Origin of the sequence: uncultured Acidovorax sp. (assembly GCF_964021665.1) — a bacterium.
GTDB lineage: Bacteria > Pseudomonadota > Gammaproteobacteria > Burkholderiales > Burkholderiaceae_C > Acidovorax > Acidovorax temperans.
Window position 1 is genome coordinate 1 of record NZ_CAXIAK010000044.1, and the last position, 15,290, is coordinate 15,290.

General features: G+C 64.3%; 13 protein-coding genes and 1 tRNA gene. 4 read left to right on the top strand and 10 right to left on the bottom strand.

The window, feature by feature from the left end:
• Nucleotides 1–93: 93 nt before the first annotated feature.
• The 5 genes from uvrC to AADJ04_RS10835 all read right to left on the bottom strand — a co-directional run bounded on the left by uvrC (nt 94) and on the right by AADJ04_RS10835 (nt 6,457).
• Nucleotides 94–2,091, bottom strand: coding sequence for an excinuclease ABC subunit UvrC (gene uvrC, locus AADJ04_RS10815; RefSeq protein WP_341239617.1), 1,998 nt, complete (start codon nt 2,089–2,091; stop codon nt 94–96).
• Nucleotides 2,092–2,202: 111 nt separating this feature from the next.
• On the bottom strand, nt 2,203–3,183 hold the full coding sequence (locus tag AADJ04_RS10820; RefSeq protein ID WP_341239618.1) for a tripartite tricarboxylate transporter substrate binding protein: 981 nt from the start codon (nt 3,181–3,183) through the stop codon (nt 2,203–2,205).
• Between the two features lie 50 nt (nt 3,184–3,233).
• Nucleotides 3,234–4,211: a tripartite tricarboxylate transporter substrate binding protein gene (locus tag AADJ04_RS10825; RefSeq protein WP_341239619.1), complete on the bottom strand. Its 978-nt coding sequence runs from the start codon at nt 4,209–4,211 to the stop codon at nt 3,234–3,236.
• 42 nt (nt 4,212–4,253) lie between these two features.
• Entirely contained in the window at nt 4,254–5,234 is a 981-nt protein-coding gene (locus AADJ04_RS10830) for a hydroxymethylglutaryl-CoA lyase (protein ID WP_273624810.1), read from the bottom strand.
• The gene (locus AADJ04_RS10835; RefSeq protein ID WP_341239620.1) at nt 5,231–6,457 is read right to left on the bottom strand and encodes a CoA transferase; all 1,227 of its coding nucleotides are present in this window, start codon (nt 6,455–6,457) and stop codon (nt 5,231–5,233) included. The genes AADJ04_RS10830 and AADJ04_RS10835 overlap by 4 nt, the downstream gene beginning before the upstream one ends.
• Before the next feature lie 143 nt (nt 6,458–6,600).
• Between AADJ04_RS10835 and AADJ04_RS10840 the strand changes: the two genes are divergently transcribed.
• From AADJ04_RS10840 to efp, 4 genes are all read left to right on the top strand, one after another.
• On the top strand, nt 6,601–7,485 hold the full coding sequence (locus tag AADJ04_RS10840) for a LysR family transcriptional regulator (RefSeq protein WP_341239621.1): 885 nt from the start codon (nt 6,601–6,603) through the stop codon (nt 7,483–7,485).
• Nucleotides 7,482–7,631 carry a hypothetical protein gene (locus tag AADJ04_RS10845; protein WP_341239622.1) on the top strand — a complete coding sequence of 50 codons (150 nt, stop codon included), beginning with the start codon at nt 7,482–7,484 and terminating at the stop codon, nt 7,629–7,631. The genes AADJ04_RS10840 and AADJ04_RS10845 overlap by 4 nt, the downstream gene beginning before the upstream one ends.
• A 23-nt stretch (nt 7,632–7,654) precedes the next feature.
• Nucleotides 7,655–8,821, top strand: a complete 1,167-nt coding sequence (gene earP / locus AADJ04_RS10850) for an elongation factor P maturation arginine rhamnosyltransferase EarP (RefSeq protein WP_341239623.1) — start codon at nt 7,655–7,657, stop codon at nt 8,819–8,821.
• A 140-nt stretch (nt 8,822–8,961) separates the two neighbouring features.
• Nucleotides 8,962–9,516: an elongation factor P gene (gene efp / locus AADJ04_RS10855; protein ID WP_066697648.1), complete on the top strand. Its 555-nt coding sequence runs from the start codon at nt 8,962–8,964 to the stop codon at nt 9,514–9,516.
• 132 nt (nt 9,517–9,648) lie between these two features.
• On the opposite strand, the gene rimO is transcribed toward efp, so the two are convergent.
• From rimO to AADJ04_RS10880, 5 genes are all read right to left on the bottom strand, one after another.
• On the bottom strand, nt 9,649–11,040 hold the full coding sequence (gene rimO / locus AADJ04_RS10860; protein ID WP_044396771.1) for a 30S ribosomal protein S12 methylthiotransferase RimO: 1,392 nt from the start codon (nt 11,038–11,040) through the stop codon (nt 9,649–9,651).
• 92 nt (nt 11,041–11,132) lie between these two features.
• Nucleotides 11,133–11,666, bottom strand: a complete 534-nt coding sequence (phaR, locus tag AADJ04_RS10865; RefSeq protein ID WP_044396772.1) for a polyhydroxyalkanoate synthesis repressor PhaR — start codon at nt 11,664–11,666, stop codon at nt 11,133–11,135.
• Nucleotides 11,667–11,864: 198 nt separating this feature from the next.
• Nucleotides 11,865–11,941 (bottom strand) — tRNA-Val (locus AADJ04_RS10870).
• 77 nt (nt 11,942–12,018) lie between these two features.
• Entirely contained in the window at nt 12,019–14,229 is a 2,211-nt protein-coding gene (locus AADJ04_RS10875) for a bifunctional (p)ppGpp synthetase/guanosine-3',5'-bis(diphosphate) 3'-pyrophosphohydrolase (RefSeq protein ID WP_066692145.1), read from the bottom strand.
• Nucleotides 14,226–15,194, bottom strand: a complete 969-nt coding sequence (locus tag AADJ04_RS10880; RefSeq protein ID WP_341239624.1) for an alpha/beta hydrolase — start codon at nt 15,192–15,194, stop codon at nt 14,226–14,228. Before AADJ04_RS10880 ends, AADJ04_RS10875 begins: the two co-directional genes overlap by 4 nt.
• Nucleotides 15,195–15,290 lie beyond the last annotated feature (96 nt).

The following is a 15,290-nucleotide window of genomic DNA, read 5'->3' on the forward strand; positions in this document are numbered from 1 at the left end:
CGTTCGTGTGGCATAAAAGTGCGGACACCATCTTGGCATCTGTGGCGCGGGCAGCGAGTACCATTATTTGATGATTACTTTTGAGACACCACACTAGCGCAAGGCGCGGTAAATCTCTTCCGCCAGCTCGCGCGAAATGCCTTCCACCGTGGCGATGTCTTCCACGCTGGCAGCCGCCACGCCGCGCACCCCGCCAAAGCGCTGCAGCAGACGCGCGCGCTTCTTGGGGCCAACCCCCGCAATTTCTTCGAGCTGACCGCCACCCACCCGCACCTTGGCCCGCGCAGCCCGCATGCCGGTGATGGCAAAGCGGTGTGCCTCGTCGCGGATCTGCGCCACCAGCATCAGCGCGGCCGAGTCCTTGCCCAGGTACACCTTCTCGCGCCCATCGGCAAACACCAGTTCTTCCAGACCCACCTTGCGGCCCTCGCCCTTCTCCACTCCCACGATGCGGGCCAGGTCCAGGCCCAAGGTGGTGAACACCTCACGGGCCACACCCACCTGGCCCTTGCCACCGTCGATGAGCACCAAGTCGGGCAGGCGCGCAGCCCCCTTGCGCTGCGGCGCTGCGCCATCGACCCCTGCCGCGGCAAAGTCGATACCGCCCTCTTCGCGCTGGGCTTCAACCACCTTGCTGTAGCGCCGCGTCAGCACCTGGCGCATGGCGGCATAGTCGTCGCCGCCGGTGATGCCTTCGATCTTGTAGCGACGGTACTCGCTGCTTTGCAGCTTGTGGTGGTGGAACACCACGCACGATGCCTGGGTGGCTTCGCCCGCAGTGTGCGAAATGTCGAAGCACTCGATCGTGAGCTGATCCAGGTCTTCGGGCGGCAAGTCCAATGCCTCGGCCAAAGCACGCGTGCGGGCCTGTTGCGAGCCCTCTTCCGCCAACAGGCGTGCCAGTTGCAAGTCGGCGTTCTTTTGCGCCATGTCGAGCCAGGCACGGCGCTGCTCGCGCGGCTGGTGGATGGCATGTACGCGCACACCGGTTTGCTCGGTCAATGCGTCCATCAGCGCCTTGTCCACCGCCACGCTGGTGACCAGCAAGGGCGGCACCGGCACGCCGATGTAATGCTGGGCGATGAAGGCTTCCAGCACCAGTGCCTCTACCGGGCGCGCGACAGGCGCGGGATGGGATGCGGCTTCGTCAGAGCCATCACCGCCCTCTTCCTCAAACACGGCGGCGGCATCCTCTACGTGCACGGGGAAGTAAGGCCGGTCACCCAGGTGGCGGCCACCGCGCACCATGGCCAGATTGACGCAGGCGCGCCCGCCTTGCACACGCACGGCGAGGATGTCCACATCCTTGTCGTCCACCGTTTCAATGGCCTGCTGGTGCAGCACCCGCGACAGCGCCTGGATCTGGTTGCGCACCTCGGCCGCCTGCTCGAATTCGAGCTTGTCAGAGTGCGCCATCATGCGCACCTCCAGCGCCTGCAGCAGCTCCTGCGTTTCACCACGCAGCAGCGCCTCAGCATGCTGCACGTCGGCGGCATAGGCTTCGGGCGAAATCAGGTCCACACAAGGCCCGGTGCAGCGCTTGATCTGGTACAGCAGGCAGGGCCGCGTGCGGTTGGCAAACACCGTGTCTTCGCAGGTGCGCAGCCTGAACACTTTTTGCAGAAGCTGAATGCTCTCCTTCACCGCCCAGGCGCTGGGGTACGGGCCAAAGTAGCGGTGCTTTTTGTCCACCGCCCCACGGTAGTACGCCATGCGCGGAAAGACTTGGCCCGGCGCGTCACCAGTGCCCCCAGCCGTGCCGGTGATCTTGAGGTAAGGGTAGCTCTTGTCGTCGCGGAACAGGATGTTGAACTTGGGGTTCAACGTCTTGATCAGGTTGTTTTCCAGCAGCAGCGCCTCGGCCTCGGAGCGCACCACCGTGGTCTCCATGCGCACGATCTTGCTGACCATGTGGCCAATGCGCGTGCCGCCATGGTTCTTCTGGAAGTAGCTCGATACCCGGCGCTTGAGGTTGAGCGCCTTGCCCACGTACAGCAGCGCATCCTGCGCGTCGAAATAGCGGTACACGCCCGGCAGCGCAGGCAGCGCAGCCACCTGGGCCAGAAGTTCTTCGGAATGCACATCAGACATGCAGCGTATTGTGGCCGCGCCACAACGGTGCAGCAGCAACGTGACTCCTATAGCTACATTTTTTATAGCTTGCAGCGCTTATCCAACAAGCGCTACAAGCCATTTTTATGCTTATTCCGCCTCGATCTTCGAGGTTTTCACCACCGTGGCCCAGTTGGCCAGGTCAGCACGCACCTTGTCACCCAGCTGCGCGGGCGTCTGGTAATCGGCCGTCGCGCCCTGCTCCTGCGCCTTTTGCTGGAATGTGGGGCTTTGCACCACGGTGCGGATGTCCGCTGTCAGCTTGTCCACCACGGCCTTGGACACGCCGGCCGGTGCAAACACCGCAAACCAGGAAGTGGCATCGACCTTGGGGTAGCCCGCCTCGGCCGTGGTCGGCACATCCGGCAGGCTGGGCAGGCGCTGCTTGCCCGTCACCGCCAGCACGCGCAGCTTGCCGCTGGCGATGTGCGGCATGAACGGAGGCGCGGTGCCAAAAGTCAGGTCCACCTGGCCGCCCAGCAGGTCCTGCAGCGCGGGGCCGGTGCCCTTGTAAGGCACGTGCACCATCTTGATGGCACCCTGCTGCTCCAGCATGGCACCCGTGACGTGCTGCAGCGAGCCGTTACCCGACGAGGCGTAGTTGAGCTTGCCGGGGTTGGCCTTGGCGTAGGCGATCAGCTCAGGCAGCGTTTTCACCGGCAGGTCGGCCCGCACCACGATGATCTGCGGGGCCGAGATGATGTTGGCCACGGGCTGGAAGTCGCCCTGGTCCCACTGCTTTTGCTTGGTGATGTGGGGCGAGATGACGTGGTAGCCCGAGTACTGCATCAGCAGCGTGTAGCCATCGGCCTCGGCGCGCTTGACGATGCTGGCGGCAATGTTGCCGTTACCACCGCCCTTGTTGTCCACCACCACCGTCTGGCCGAGCACGGGGCCCAGGGCCTGCGCCAGCATGCGGGCCGACAGGTCGGTGGTGCCGCCAGCGGCGGTAGGCACCACCATGGTCACGGTCTTGCTGGGGTAGGCAGATTGCGCTGTGGCGCTGCCCAGAAAGCCTGTGGCCAGGGCCGCCAGGGCGAGGGTGGTGAATTGCTTGCGATGTAGCTTCATGGGGTCTCCGTCGTTGATGTTGTGAATGGGGGACTGTGGTGCGGCAGGGTTCAGTCCACCGTGGCGCCGGTGTCTTTCACCACCAGGCTCCACTTGGGCAGGTCTGCCTGCACCAGGGCCGCCAACTGCGCCGCCGTGCCCTTGAAGGGCTCGCAGCCCACGGTGGCCAGTTTCTCGACCACGTCCTTGTGCTCCAGCGCGCGGGCCACTTCGGTTTGCAACTGCGCCACGATGGCAGCAGGCGTGCCTGCGGGCGCAAACAGCGCGTACCAGGGCGCCTGGCCAAAGCCCTTGATGGTTTCGCCAATGGTGGGCGTATCGGGCAGCGCGGCCACGCGCTTTTCGTTGACCACGCCCAGCACCTTGAGCTTGCCCGCCTTGATGAACGCAATGGCCGACGGCAGGCTTTGCACCGACAGCGGCACCTGCCCGCCCACCACGTCGGTGGCGGCTGCGGCCGAGCCCTTGTAGGGGATGTGTTGCAGCTGGATGCCGGCAGCCTTTTGCAGCATCTCGCCAATCAGGTGGTTCAGCGTGCCATTGCCCGCCGAGGCAATCGAATACTTGCCAGGGCTGGCCTTGGCCAGGGCCACCATTTCGGCCACGGTGTTGGCAGGGAACGATGGGTGCGCCACCAGAACATAGCCCGCTGTGGCCACCGGGGCCACGGGTGCAAAGTCTTTCACCGGATCAAAGCCGGGGTTCTTGTACAGCGCGGGGCCAATCACATGGGCGCTGTCGGCCGTCAGCAGCAGGGTGTAGCCGTCGTTGCGCGCGCGGGCCGTGGTGCCTGTGGCCAGCGTGCCACCCGCGCCAGGGCGGTTTTCCACGATCACGCTCTGGCCCAGTTGCTCGCCCAGCTTTTGCGCCACCACCCGCGCAATCGCGTCATTGGCACCACCAGCCGCCTGCGGCACCACCAGGGTGATGGGCTTGGAAGGGTATTTGTCCTGCGCGCCCGCGGTGAAAGCAGCAGAGCACAGCACGGCCGCTGTGAAGATGCGGCGTGACAGAGTGGGGAAAGTCATGGCGTTGTCTCCTGGTGTTATGGGTGGGAAAAAAGGTGCAGGTCAGCGCGCCAGTGCCCGCTGGCGAATCGCCTCAAAGTCGGCCGGTACCGGATGCAAGGCCAGGCGCGGCCCAGCCTTGGCGATCTGGCTGGGGATGTCGTGGCCGATCAGTGCGGGTAACTGCTGCGCCGCCGCCACCAGCTGGGCGAGGTCCACCCCCGTGTCATAGCCCATGCAATCGAGCGCATGCACGATTTCTTCGCTGCACACGTTGCCGCTGGCGCCCGGCGCGTAGGGGCAACCGCCCAGGCCACCCAGCGATGCGTCAAACCGGTCTGCCCCCGCGTCTATGGCGGCCAGCACATTGGCCAGCCCCATGCCGCGCGTGTTGTGGAAATGCAGGGTGAACTCCACCCCCGCCCAGCGCGCACGGGCCGCCGCCGTGAGCCGGTGCACCTGCGTGGGGTAGGCCATGCCCGTGGTGTCGCACAGCGTGATGCCGCGCACGCCCACATCCACAAAACGCTGCACCCAGCCGAACACATCGGCCTCGGGTACATCGCCTTCCATGGGGCAGCCGAACACGCACGACAGCGACACATTCACCGCTACCTTGGCGCCCTGCGCCAGGGCCACTACCTGCGACAGTGCGGCGAACGACTGTTCCTGCGTCATGCGCAGGTTGGCCAGGTTGTGGGTGGCACTGACGGACATGACCAGGTTCAGCTCGTCCGTGCCCGATTCAATGGCGCGCTCCGCACCGCGCAGGTTGGGCACCAGTGCGGTGTAGACCGTGCCAGGGCGGCGCGTGATCTCGCGCATCACAATTTCAGCGTCTTTCAGTGCCGGAATGGCCGTGGGCGATGTGAACGAAGTCACCTCGATCTTGGACAGACCGGCGGCAGACAGCGCATTGCACAGCGCGATCTTGTCGGCCGTGGGCACGAAGGCCTTCTCCATCTGCAGGCCATCGCGCAGGCCCACTTCCTGCATGTGGATGCGGCGGCCTGCGCCTTGCCAAACGGTGCTGGGTGCGTTCATTGCACGACTCCTTTGCTGCGCAGCAACGCAATCTGCTCGGCATTGAGCCCCATTTCTGCCAGCACGGCATCGGTGTCATCACCCAGGTGCGGTGCACTGCTGCGAATGGTGCCGGGCGTGGCCGAGAGCTTGGGCACGATGCCCGGCACTTCCACGCTGTAGCCATCGCGCGTCTCTTGCGTCAGCAGCATGTCGCGGGCGCGGTAGTGCGGGTCTTCGGCAATGTCCTTGGCGGTGTAGACCTTGCCCGCGGGCACGCGGGCGGCGCCCAATGCATCCAGCACCTGCTGCACGGTGCGCTGCGCGCTCCAGGCGCCAATGGCCGCGTCGATTTCCTCCACACGCGCCACGCGGCCGGTGTTGTTGGCCAGGTCGGGCGCCGCGCCCAGATCCGGCCGGCCGATGGCGTCCATCAACCGCTTGAAGATGCTGTCGCCATTGCCCGCCACCAGCACCCAGCCGTCCGTGCAGGGGTAGGCGTTGCTCGGTGCAATGCCCGGCAGCGCACTGCCAGCCGCCTCGCGCACCACACCGAAGGCGCTGTATTCGGGGATCAGGCTTTCCATCACGTTGAACACCGCCTCGTGCAGCGCCACGTCAATCACCTGGCCTTTGCCGCCGTTGACCTTGCGGTGGTACAGCGCCGTGAGCACGCCGATGGTGCCGTGCAGGGCGGCCAGCGTGTCGCCAATCGAGACACCGACACGCACCGGCACGCGGCCGGGCTCGCCCGTCAGGTGGCGCAGGCCGCCCATGGCCTCGCCGATGGCGCCAAAACCTGGCAGATCGCGGTAAGGCCCCGTCTGGCCGTAGCCAGAAATGCGCAGCATCACCAGGCCGGGGTTGAGTTGGTGCAACTCTTCGGGCGACATGCCCCAGCCTTCGAGCGTGCCGGGGCGGAAGTTTTCCACCAGCACATCGGCCTCGGCAATCAGCTGGCGGGCTATTGTCTGGCCTTCTTTTTGCCGCAGGTCCAGCGCCACCGAGCGCTTGTTGCGCGACTGCACTTGCCACCACACCGAGGTGCCTTCCTTGATCAGGCGCCAGTTGCGCAGCGGGTCGCCAGTCTCAGGCGCCTCAATCTTGATCACATCGGCGCCAAACTCGCCCAGCGTCTTGCCGCAAAACGGCCCGGCGATCAGCTGGCCCATTTCAATGACGCGCACGCCTTGCAGTGCAGCGGGGCTGGATGGAAGGGGCGGTGCGGCGGGCGGCAAAGCCATGCGGTGGTTCTCCTGCAAACAATCAATGCGTTGGGGTTGGCGGGGATCATGCGCAAGGGCGGGCGCACCGCAAAACGCTGATGCACGAAGCCGCCATCGCAAACGGGCATGGCTGGGTCGCTCGGCAGTACCATCGGCAGACCATGAAACTTGATCCCGTGTCCCTGCGGCTTTTCGTAGCCGTGATGGAAGAAAGCACCATCGCTGCCGCGGCAGAGCGCGAACACCTGGCGGCATCCGCCGTTAGCCGCCGCCTGGCCGACCTGGAAGACGCCCTGCGCGTGGACCTGTTCACCCGCAGCAACCGCGGCGCCACCCCCACGGCCGCCGCCTTTGCCTTGCTGCACCTGGCGCGGGGCGTACTCAACGATCTGGACGGCATTGCCAGCCAGATGCGCGAATACGGCACCGGGGTGCGTGGCCATGTGCGCGTGGTGGCCAACATCTCGGCCATCACCCAATTCCTGCCGGCCCAGCTGCAAAGCTTCATGGCGCTGCACCCGCAGGTAGACGTGCGGCTGCAGGAACAGATCAGCACGGCCATTGCAAATTCGGTGGCCGAGAACGCGGCAGACATTGGCATCCTGAACGATGGCGACTACGGCGACCGGGTGGCCCTGCTGCCTTACCGCACCGATGAGCTGGTGCTGGTCACCCCATCTGAACACCCCCTGGCGCGGCGCAAGGCCGTCAAGCTGTGCGAGGCACTGGCCTACGACTTTGTGGGCGCCCACCCTGGCAGCGCCATCAACAACCAGCTCACCCAGGCCGCCGCGCAAGCTGGGCTGCCGCTGAAGCTGCGCATCCAGGTCACCAGCTACGACGCACTGTGCCTCATGGTCAACGCCGGGCTGGGTGTGGGGGTCATGCCCCGAGGCAGCGCGGCGCTGTACAAAGGCACGCTGGGCATCCGCACCATCACCTTGAACGAGCCGTGGGCGCACCGCCACCTCAAGTTGTGCGTGCGTTCGGAAGAGTCTCTCTCCAGCGTGGCGCGCCTGCTGGTGGACCACCTGCGCATGCCATGAAACGCCCCCCTGAGGCCCTGCGGGCCTTCCCCCCGCTCTCGCAGCGCCATGCGCTGCGAGAGCGGGGGGACGCCGCCAGCGCGGCGGGGCGGCCCTTGCGCGGCGGCCCTGGCGTGGGCAGCGCCAGTTTCGTGAGCCATGGGTGATGATCGCAACATGAACCACTGATATGAGCCGAACCCACCTCCCCACTTTGACCACCCAGCCCAGATTGCAGTGGGACGTGTTCTGCCGCGTGATCGACAACTTTGGCGACATTGGCGTGTGCTGGCGCCTGGCAACCCAGCTGGCCGGGCAAGGCCAGCGCGTGCGCCTGTGGGTGGACGACGCCTCGGCCCTGGCCTGGATGGCACCACAGGGCTGCCCCGGCGTGGAGCTGCGCGACTGGCACGCCCCGCCCCCTGGCGCGCAAGAAGCACCCACGGATGTGATGGTGGAGGCCTTCGGCTGCGAAATTACTCCTGAATTCATAGCTAGTGCCGCTTACCAGGCAAGCGTCAGAGGCCAAAAACCTGTATGGATCAACCTGGAGTACCTGTCGGCAGAGCGCTATGTGGAACGCAACCACCGCCTGCCCTCGCTCCTCTCCTCAGGCCCAGCCCAGGGCTGGACGCGGTGGTTCTTCTACCCAGGCTTTACCGCCGCCACCGGCGGCCTGCTGCGCGAACCCGACTTGATGCAGCGGCAAGAAGCCTACGACGTGGCCGCATGGCGCAACGCCCACGCGCACCCCAGCCTGCCAGTGCCAGCCGGCGCCGCCGGTGCGGCCGTGCGATGGATGTCGCTGTTCTGCTACGAGCCCGCCGCCCTGCCCCAATGGCTGCAGCTTTGCGAGGCCGCCAGCACGCCCACCCACCTGCTGGTAGCCCCTGGTCGCCCCGCGCACGCGGTGCGGCAGGCGCTGGGAATTTCAAGCAAAAATGTGCTCCAGGGCACGACAGATAAGCGCGGGCAGCTATATATTTCATACCGCACGCCGTGCCCCCAGGCGGTTTTTGATGAAATGCTCTGGGCTTGCGACCTCAATGCCGTGCGCGGAGAAGACTCCCTGGTGCGCGGCCTGTGGGCCGGCAAGGCGCTGATCTGGCACATCTACCCGCAGGACGACGATGCGCACCATGCCAAGCTGCAGGCGTTTCTGGACTGGCTGCAAGCCCCCGCATCGCTGCGCCAGTTTCACCACACCTGGAACGGCCTGGATGACTTGCCCCTGCAGTGGCCCGATGACGGCACGCTGCGCGAATGGACGGCCTGTGTGCAGGCAGCCAGGGCCCGACTGCTGATGCAGGACAACCTTGTTGCACAGCTTTTAGGCTTCGTAATGGAAAAACGGTAAAATCCAAGGCTTTGCGCAATTCCTACGCGGCACACCCGTGCCCCGCAACAGCGCACTTCCGCCGCGGAACATGCACCGGCGGGCCCCGCCTTCATCAGCAGCCCGTCCGCATTGAGCGGCCCCAACCCAAGCAATCAGCTATGAAAATCGCTCAAGAAATCCGCGCCGGCAACGTCATCATGCACGGCAAGGACCCCATGGTCGTCCTCAAGACCGAATACGCCCGTGGCGGCCGCGGTGCTGCCACCGTGCGCATGAAGCTCAAGAGCCTGATCGGCAACTTCGGCACCGAAAACGTGTTCAAGGCCGACGACAAGATCGACAACGTGATCCTGGACAAGAAAGAGTGCACCTACTCTTACTTTGCCGATCCCATGTACGTTTGCATGGACGCTGACTACAACCAGTACGAAGTCGAAGCCGAAAACATGGGCGACGCACTGAACTACCTAGAAGACGGCATGGCCCTGGAAGTCGTGTTCTACGACGGCAAGGCCATCTCGGTGGAACTGCCCACCAGCGTCGAACGCGAAATCACCTGGACAGAACCCGCCGTCAAGGGCGACACCTCTGGCAAGGTTCTGAAGCCCGCCAAGATCGCTACCGGCTTCGAAGTGGCCGTGCCCCTGTTCGTGTCGCAAGGCGACAAGATCGAAATCGACACGCGCACTGGCGAATACCGCAAGCGCGTCTAAGGTCTCACTGGCCGCTGTGCCAGCCACCTCACTTGCGAGGTGGCGCAGACCATAAAAAAGGAGCCTTCGAGGCTCCTTTTTTATGTCCTGCTTGCTTTGACTGGAGGCCATCGCCCCCAGCCAAAGCAGTCATCAAATCGGCAAGGCCACCAGGTCGTGCCCCTGCACCGCCACGATGCGGGCCTTGGTGAATTCGCCCACCTTGAGCTGTTTGCTGATCTTCTCGGGCGGCAGCAACTGCACTGTACCGTCGATCTCTGGCGCGTCGGCGTAGGTGCGGCCCACCCCGCCCTTGCGGCCCATGGCCGGGGCATGGTCCACCAGCACCTGCATGGTGGCGCCCACGCGGCGTTGCAGCTTGGCAATCGACACTTCTTCGGCCACGGCCATGAAGCGCGCACGGCGCTCCTCGCGCACTTCCAGGGGCAGCATGCCGGGTAGCTCGTTGGCCACAGCGCCCGTCACGTCGCTGTAGGCAAAGCAGCCCGCACGGTCGATCTGCGCTTCGCGCACAAAGTCCAGCAGGTGCTGGAACTCTTCTTCCGTTTCGCCAGGGAAGCCTGCAATGAAAGTGCTGCGGATCACGATCTCGGGGCAGGCCTCGCGCCAGCGCTGGATGCGCTCCAGATTGCGCTCGCCGCTGGCAGGGCGCTTCATGCGCTTGAGCACATCGGGGTGGCTGTGCTGGAACGGTACATCCAGGTAAGGCAGCACGCGGCCTGTGGCCATGAGCGGAATCACTTCATCCACGCTGGGGTACGGATACACGTAATGCAGACGCACCCAGGCGCCGTAGGGCTCGGCAATCTCGCCCAGGGTCTGCACCAGTTCCAGCATGCGGGTCTTGACGGGCTTGCCGTCCCAGAAGCCGGTGCGGTACTTTACGTCCACGCCATAGGCCGAGGTGTCCTGGCTGATGACCAGCAGCTCCTTCACGCCGCCTTCAAACAGGGCCTTGGCTTCCTTGAGCACATCACCCACAGGGCGCGAAACGAGGTCGCCGCGCATCGAAGGGATGATGCAGAAGGTGCAGCGGTGGTTACAGCCTTCGCTGATCTTCAGGTACGCATAGTGGCGCGGCGTGAGCTTGATGCCCGCCTCGCCAAAAGCGCCGGGCACCAGATCGAGGAACGGGTCGTGCGGCTTGGGCAGGTGGGCGTGTACCGCCTCCATCACCTCTTGCGTGGCGTGTGGGCCGGTGACGGCCAGCACGCTGGGGTGCACGTCTTTGACCAGATTGCCGCCGCTTTCGCCAGCGCGCGCACCCAGGCAGCCCGTGACGATGACCTTGCCGTTTTCGGCCAGGGCTTCGCCAATGGTGTCCAGGCTTTCCTTCACGGCATCGTCAATGAACCCGCAGGTGTTGACGATGACGAGGTCGGCGCCCTCGAAGGTCTTAGAGGTTTCGTAGCCCTCGGCGCTGAGTTGCGTGAGGATGAGTTCGGAGTCCGTCAGCGCCTTGGGGCAGCCCAGGCTGACGAATCCGACTTTGGGTGTTTTTGTGGGGGAGAGTGCTTCGCTCATCCCCCTATTGTCCCAGTTCCGCGAGGCGGGCGCCTATTGGCACCCCACGCCGGGCCAGAAAGCACTGGATGCAGGTGCAAAAAATCGTGCGATCAGCGCTTGAGCCCAAATGCGCCCAGCATCTGCTCGGTCTGCTTTTGCATCTGCTCCTGCATTTGCGTGAGCATGGACTGGGACTGCTCGACATAGTTGCCCATCATGCCCTTGAGCATGGGCGACTGCAGGTTCATGAACTGCGCCCACATTTCGGGCGTCACGCTCTGCGATTGCTCTGCCAGCTTCTTTTGCACATCGGTGAACGCCTGCACATTTTTTTCGAGGTACGCACCCATGAAACCCTGCATGGCATGGCCGTAGAAACGGATGATGTTGGCAAGAACCGCCTCACTGAACATCGGCGCCCCGCCCGCTTCCTCTTCCAGAATGATTTGCAGCAGGATGCTGCGGGTGAGGTCTTCACCCGTTTTGGCATCGCGCACCACCACGTTCTGGTTGTCGATCACCAGCTGCCGCACTTCGGACAGGGTGATGTAGGTGGAAGTGTCGGTGTCGTACAGGCGACGGTTGGGGTATTTTTTGATCACGCGCTGCGTAGTCTTGTGAGCGGCGCTGGTGGATTCGGGCAAAACGGAACTCCTCGGGCAGAACACCCATGTGTGTATTGCAGTGCAACACATTCTAGAGAGCCGCAGGCAAGCCCCTCTCCGAGGAATACCCTGATGAATCGCCTGAACGCAAAGTCCACGACGCGCGACAGAGCGGCCCGGAAAATAAAAAAGCCTTCCAAGCGATTTGCTTTGGAAGGCTTTTTACCAATGGTTAGTTGGTAGGCGCGATTGGACTCGAACCAACGACCCCCACCATGTCAAGGTGGTGCTCTAACCAGCTGAGCTACGCGCCTGTTTGTATTCGAGAATGCGATTATAGCATCAGTTTTTACGCCGAATCAATAAATCCAAGTTCAAGATCGCCCGAAGCTCAGCGCCTGCGCGCCGAACGCACGCCGGCCACGCTGGCCACAATGCCCAGCACCTTGTTGAGACGGCCCGAATCCGCCACCTCCACGGTGAATGTCATCCACGCCGTACCCTTGACCGACTGGGTCTGCACCCCGATCACATTGGTTTTCTCACGGGCAAACACTTCTGAGATGTCACGCAGCAGGCCCTGGCGGTCGGCAGCTTCCACAGCCACATCCACCGGGTACACCGCAGCGGCAGCAGCCTTGGGAGTGCCCCACTCCACATCGATCACGCGCTCGGCACTGCGGGCAGCCATTTCGCGGAAGTTGCTGCAGTCGGCACGGTGAACGCTCACGCCCTTGCCCCGGGTAACAAAACCCCGGATGACGTCGGGTGGCGCGGGCTTGCAGCATTTGGCCAACTGGGTCATCAGTGAATCGATACCCACCACCAGCACCCCGCCTTTGGGCGCGGATTCATTGGTGCGGGTTTTCTTGAGCAGCAGGTACTCGTCGGGCTGCAGTACAGGCTCTGGCGGGCGCAGCAGGTTTTCGATGTTGCGCAGCGAAAACTCGTCCTTGCCGACCACTTCAAACAGCGCATCGGCCGACTTGAAGCCCAGCTGGGTGGCCAGGTCATCCAGCTTCATCGCCGTCTTGCCCTCGCGCTGCAGCAGCTTTTCCACCGCCTCGCGGCCACGGGCCACGGTTTCATGCGTGGCCTGGGCGTTGAACCAGGCGCGTACCTTGGCCTTGGCCCGGTTGCTGGTGAGGTAGCCCAGCTCAGCATTGAGCCAGTCGCGCGAGGGGCGCCCTTCCTTGACGGTGGTGATCTCCACCGTCTGCCCGTTTTGCAGCGGGGTGTTGAGCGGCACCATGGCGCCATCCACGCGCGCGCCCCGGCAGCGGTGGCCCACGCTGGTGTGCACGGCGTAGGCAAAGTCCACCGGGGTGGAGCCTTGCGAGAGCTCAATCACCGCTGCGTCGGGCGTCAGCACGTAGATGCGGTCTTCAAACAGGCCACGGTTGGGCACGGCGCCAGCCAGGTCACGCTCCCACGCCAGCAGCTGGCGCAGCACGGCGATCTTGGCGTCGTACTCTCCTGCTGCAGACACGCCCGCGTAGCCCTTGCTGCCCGCCTCTTTGTAAGCCCAGTGCGCGGCCACGCCATGCTCGGCATGTTCGTGCATGGCCTGGGTACGGATCTGGATTTCCACCGGGCGGCCCTGCTCGTCGCGCACGATGGTGTGCAGCGACTGATAACCGTTGGGCTTGGGCTTGGCGATGTAGTCGTCAAACTCTTCCACGATGGGGGTGAACTGCTCATGCACCCAGCTCAGAGCGGCATAGCAGTCCTTCACGGTGGGTACCACCACGCGCAGGGCGCGCAGGTCCAGCACCTGGTCAAAATTCAGCGACTTGCCCCGCATCTTTTTGACGATGCTGTAGATGTGCTTGGGCCGGCCCTGCACGGTGGCGCTGATGCTGCGGCTGCGCAGTTCAGACTCCAGCCGCTGGCGCAGCTGCTGCATATACACCTCGCGCTCGCCGCGCTTTTCATCGAGCAGGCGGGCCACCTCCTTGTAGGTGTCCGGCTCCAGAAAGCGGAAGGACAAGTCCTCCAGCTCCCACTTCATCTGCCAGATGCCCAGGCGGTTGGCCAGCGGCGCAAACACCTGCAGTGACTCGCGCGCGAGGCTGGGCGACACAGGCCGCTTGCTGGCCGCATGAAAGCGCAGCGTTTGCAAACGCGACGCCAGGCGCAGCATGACCACCCGCAGGTCGCGCGAGAAGGCCAGCAGCATCTTGCGCACGTTCTCGGTCTGCACGGCAGGGTCGTCCACCTGCTCGGCTGCCAGGGCCTGGCGCTGCACGCGCATGAGCTTGGTGGTCTCGACCGCCAGGGCCGCAAAGCTGTCACCAAAAGCCTTGGCAATCACCTCTTCAGGCTTGTTCAAATGCACGCAGGCGTAGACCAGATAACTGGCGGCCTGCATGGCTTCAGACCCGCCAATGCCTTTAAGGATGGCGGCCACAGCGTCAGCATGAACCAGGGTGTTCTCGCCCGAATCCAGCGTCTCGCAGGCCAGCAACGGCTCGGCGAACGCGCGGGCGCGGGCCAGGGCGTCAACCTGCTCGGGCAAGGCGTTGGCGGTGGCCGCAATCAGTTGCGGCAGCGGCTCGGTCTGCGTGAGGGCGGGGGCTTGGGTAGCGGGGTTTGTCTTCATCCTGCCAATGCACTTTCTGCGACAGGGGCAGCCAATAGGAAATTCTGGACGACGGCCACCTGGTCGGCAGCGATCAAGGTGGGGGCGTGTCCCACACCTTCAAACTCCACACAATGCGCCTTGGGCCCACGGGCCTGCATGGCCTGGGCCGTTTCGGGCGACAGCAGGTCGGACTGCGCCCCGCGCAGCAACAGCGTTTGGGCCTGGATCTGGTCGTACAGCTGCCACAACGCTGATTCGCCGGCGGCTGCGCCTTCCTGGGTCAAGGCCCGGAACGGCACGGCAATCGCCGGGTCGTAGTGCAATGTCAAGCCACCATCGGGCAAGCTGCGCAGCATGGGTTTGGACAGCTCCAGCCACTGCTGCTGCGTGTGCGGCCCAAAGCTGGTGGAGATTGCCCACATCGCATCGGCCGCCTGCTGCAGCGAATCAAACCGCGCCGGGTAGCCCAGATATTGGCCAATGCGCTGCAGCGCTTGCCACTGGATGACGGGGCCCACATCGTTCAACACCAGCCGACGCACAGGTGCTGGCAGCGGCAGGCCAGGCTGCCCTGTCACCGCCATGCCGATGAGCCCGCCCATGCTGGTACCTACCCAGTCCAGGGCCGTGATGGGAGCTTGCTGGTGTACTTGTGCCAGCAGGGCCAGCATGTCGGCAGCGTAAACGGGCAACTGGTAACCCAGGGGGTCCGCCAGCCAGTCGCTTTGGCCACGCCCCACCACATCAGGGCAGATCACGCGTGCGTGGACACTCAGGCTGCGCGCCAAGGTGTCAAAGTCCCGCCCCTGTCGCGAAAGGCCGTGCACACACACCACCACATGGGGGTGGGCCGGGTTGCCCGTGGCATTCCATTCCCAGTAGGCCATGCGGTGCTGCGCAGCGGCGGCGTCGGCATGGGTTGCTGGTGCCGAGGCGGCCGCAGGGCCTGGGCACGGTACGTAGTTCAGCGTAGGTTCAATCATGGGTACGAAATCCGGGAGCAGCGCTTGATAATGGCCGCGTTGCATCGTAATTCATTCGGACTTGCGCAAATCAGGATGCAACCAAAGCTTTTGCCC

Excerpts from the sequence above, each read along its gene's own strand:
- AADJ04_RS10835 (WP_341239620.1), bottom strand. The coding sequence starts at position 6,457 with ATGGCTTTGCCGCCCGCCGCACCGCCCCTTCCATCCAGCCCCGCTGCA.
- AADJ04_RS10845 (WP_341239622.1), top strand. The coding sequence starts at position 7,482 with ATGAAACGCCCCCCTGAGGCCCTGCGGGCCTTCCCCCCGCTCTCGCAG.
- earP (WP_341239623.1), top strand. The coding sequence starts at position 7,655 with ATGAGCCGAACCCACCTCCCCACTTTGACCACCCAGCCCAGATTGCAG.
- AADJ04_RS10875 (WP_066692145.1), bottom strand. The coding sequence starts at position 14,229 with ATGAAGACAAACCCCGCTACCCAAGCCCCCGCCCTCACGCAGACCGAG.
- rimO (WP_044396771.1), bottom strand. The coding sequence starts at position 11,040 with ATGAGCGAAGCACTCTCCCCCACAAAAACACCCAAAGTCGGATTCGTC.
- AADJ04_RS10880 (WP_341239624.1), bottom strand. The coding sequence starts at position 15,194 with ATGATTGAACCTACGCTGAACTACGTACCGTGCCCAGGCCCTGCGGCC.
- uvrC (WP_341239617.1), bottom strand. The coding sequence starts at position 2,091 with ATGTCTGATGTGCATTCCGAAGAACTTCTGGCCCAGGTGGCTGCGCTG.
- efp (WP_066697648.1), top strand. The coding sequence starts at position 8,962 with ATGAAAATCGCTCAAGAAATCCGCGCCGGCAACGTCATCATGCACGGC.
- AADJ04_RS10825 (WP_341239619.1), bottom strand. The coding sequence starts at position 4,211 with ATGACTTTCCCCACTCTGTCACGCCGCATCTTCACAGCGGCCGTGCTG.
- AADJ04_RS10840 (WP_341239621.1), top strand. The coding sequence starts at position 6,601 with ATGAAACTTGATCCCGTGTCCCTGCGGCTTTTCGTAGCCGTGATGGAA.
- AADJ04_RS10820 (WP_341239618.1), bottom strand. The coding sequence starts at position 3,183 with ATGAAGCTACATCGCAAGCAATTCACCACCCTCGCCCTGGCGGCCCTG.
- AADJ04_RS10830 (WP_273624810.1), bottom strand. The coding sequence starts at position 5,234 with ATGAACGCACCCAGCACCGTTTGGCAAGGCGCAGGCCGCCGCATCCAC.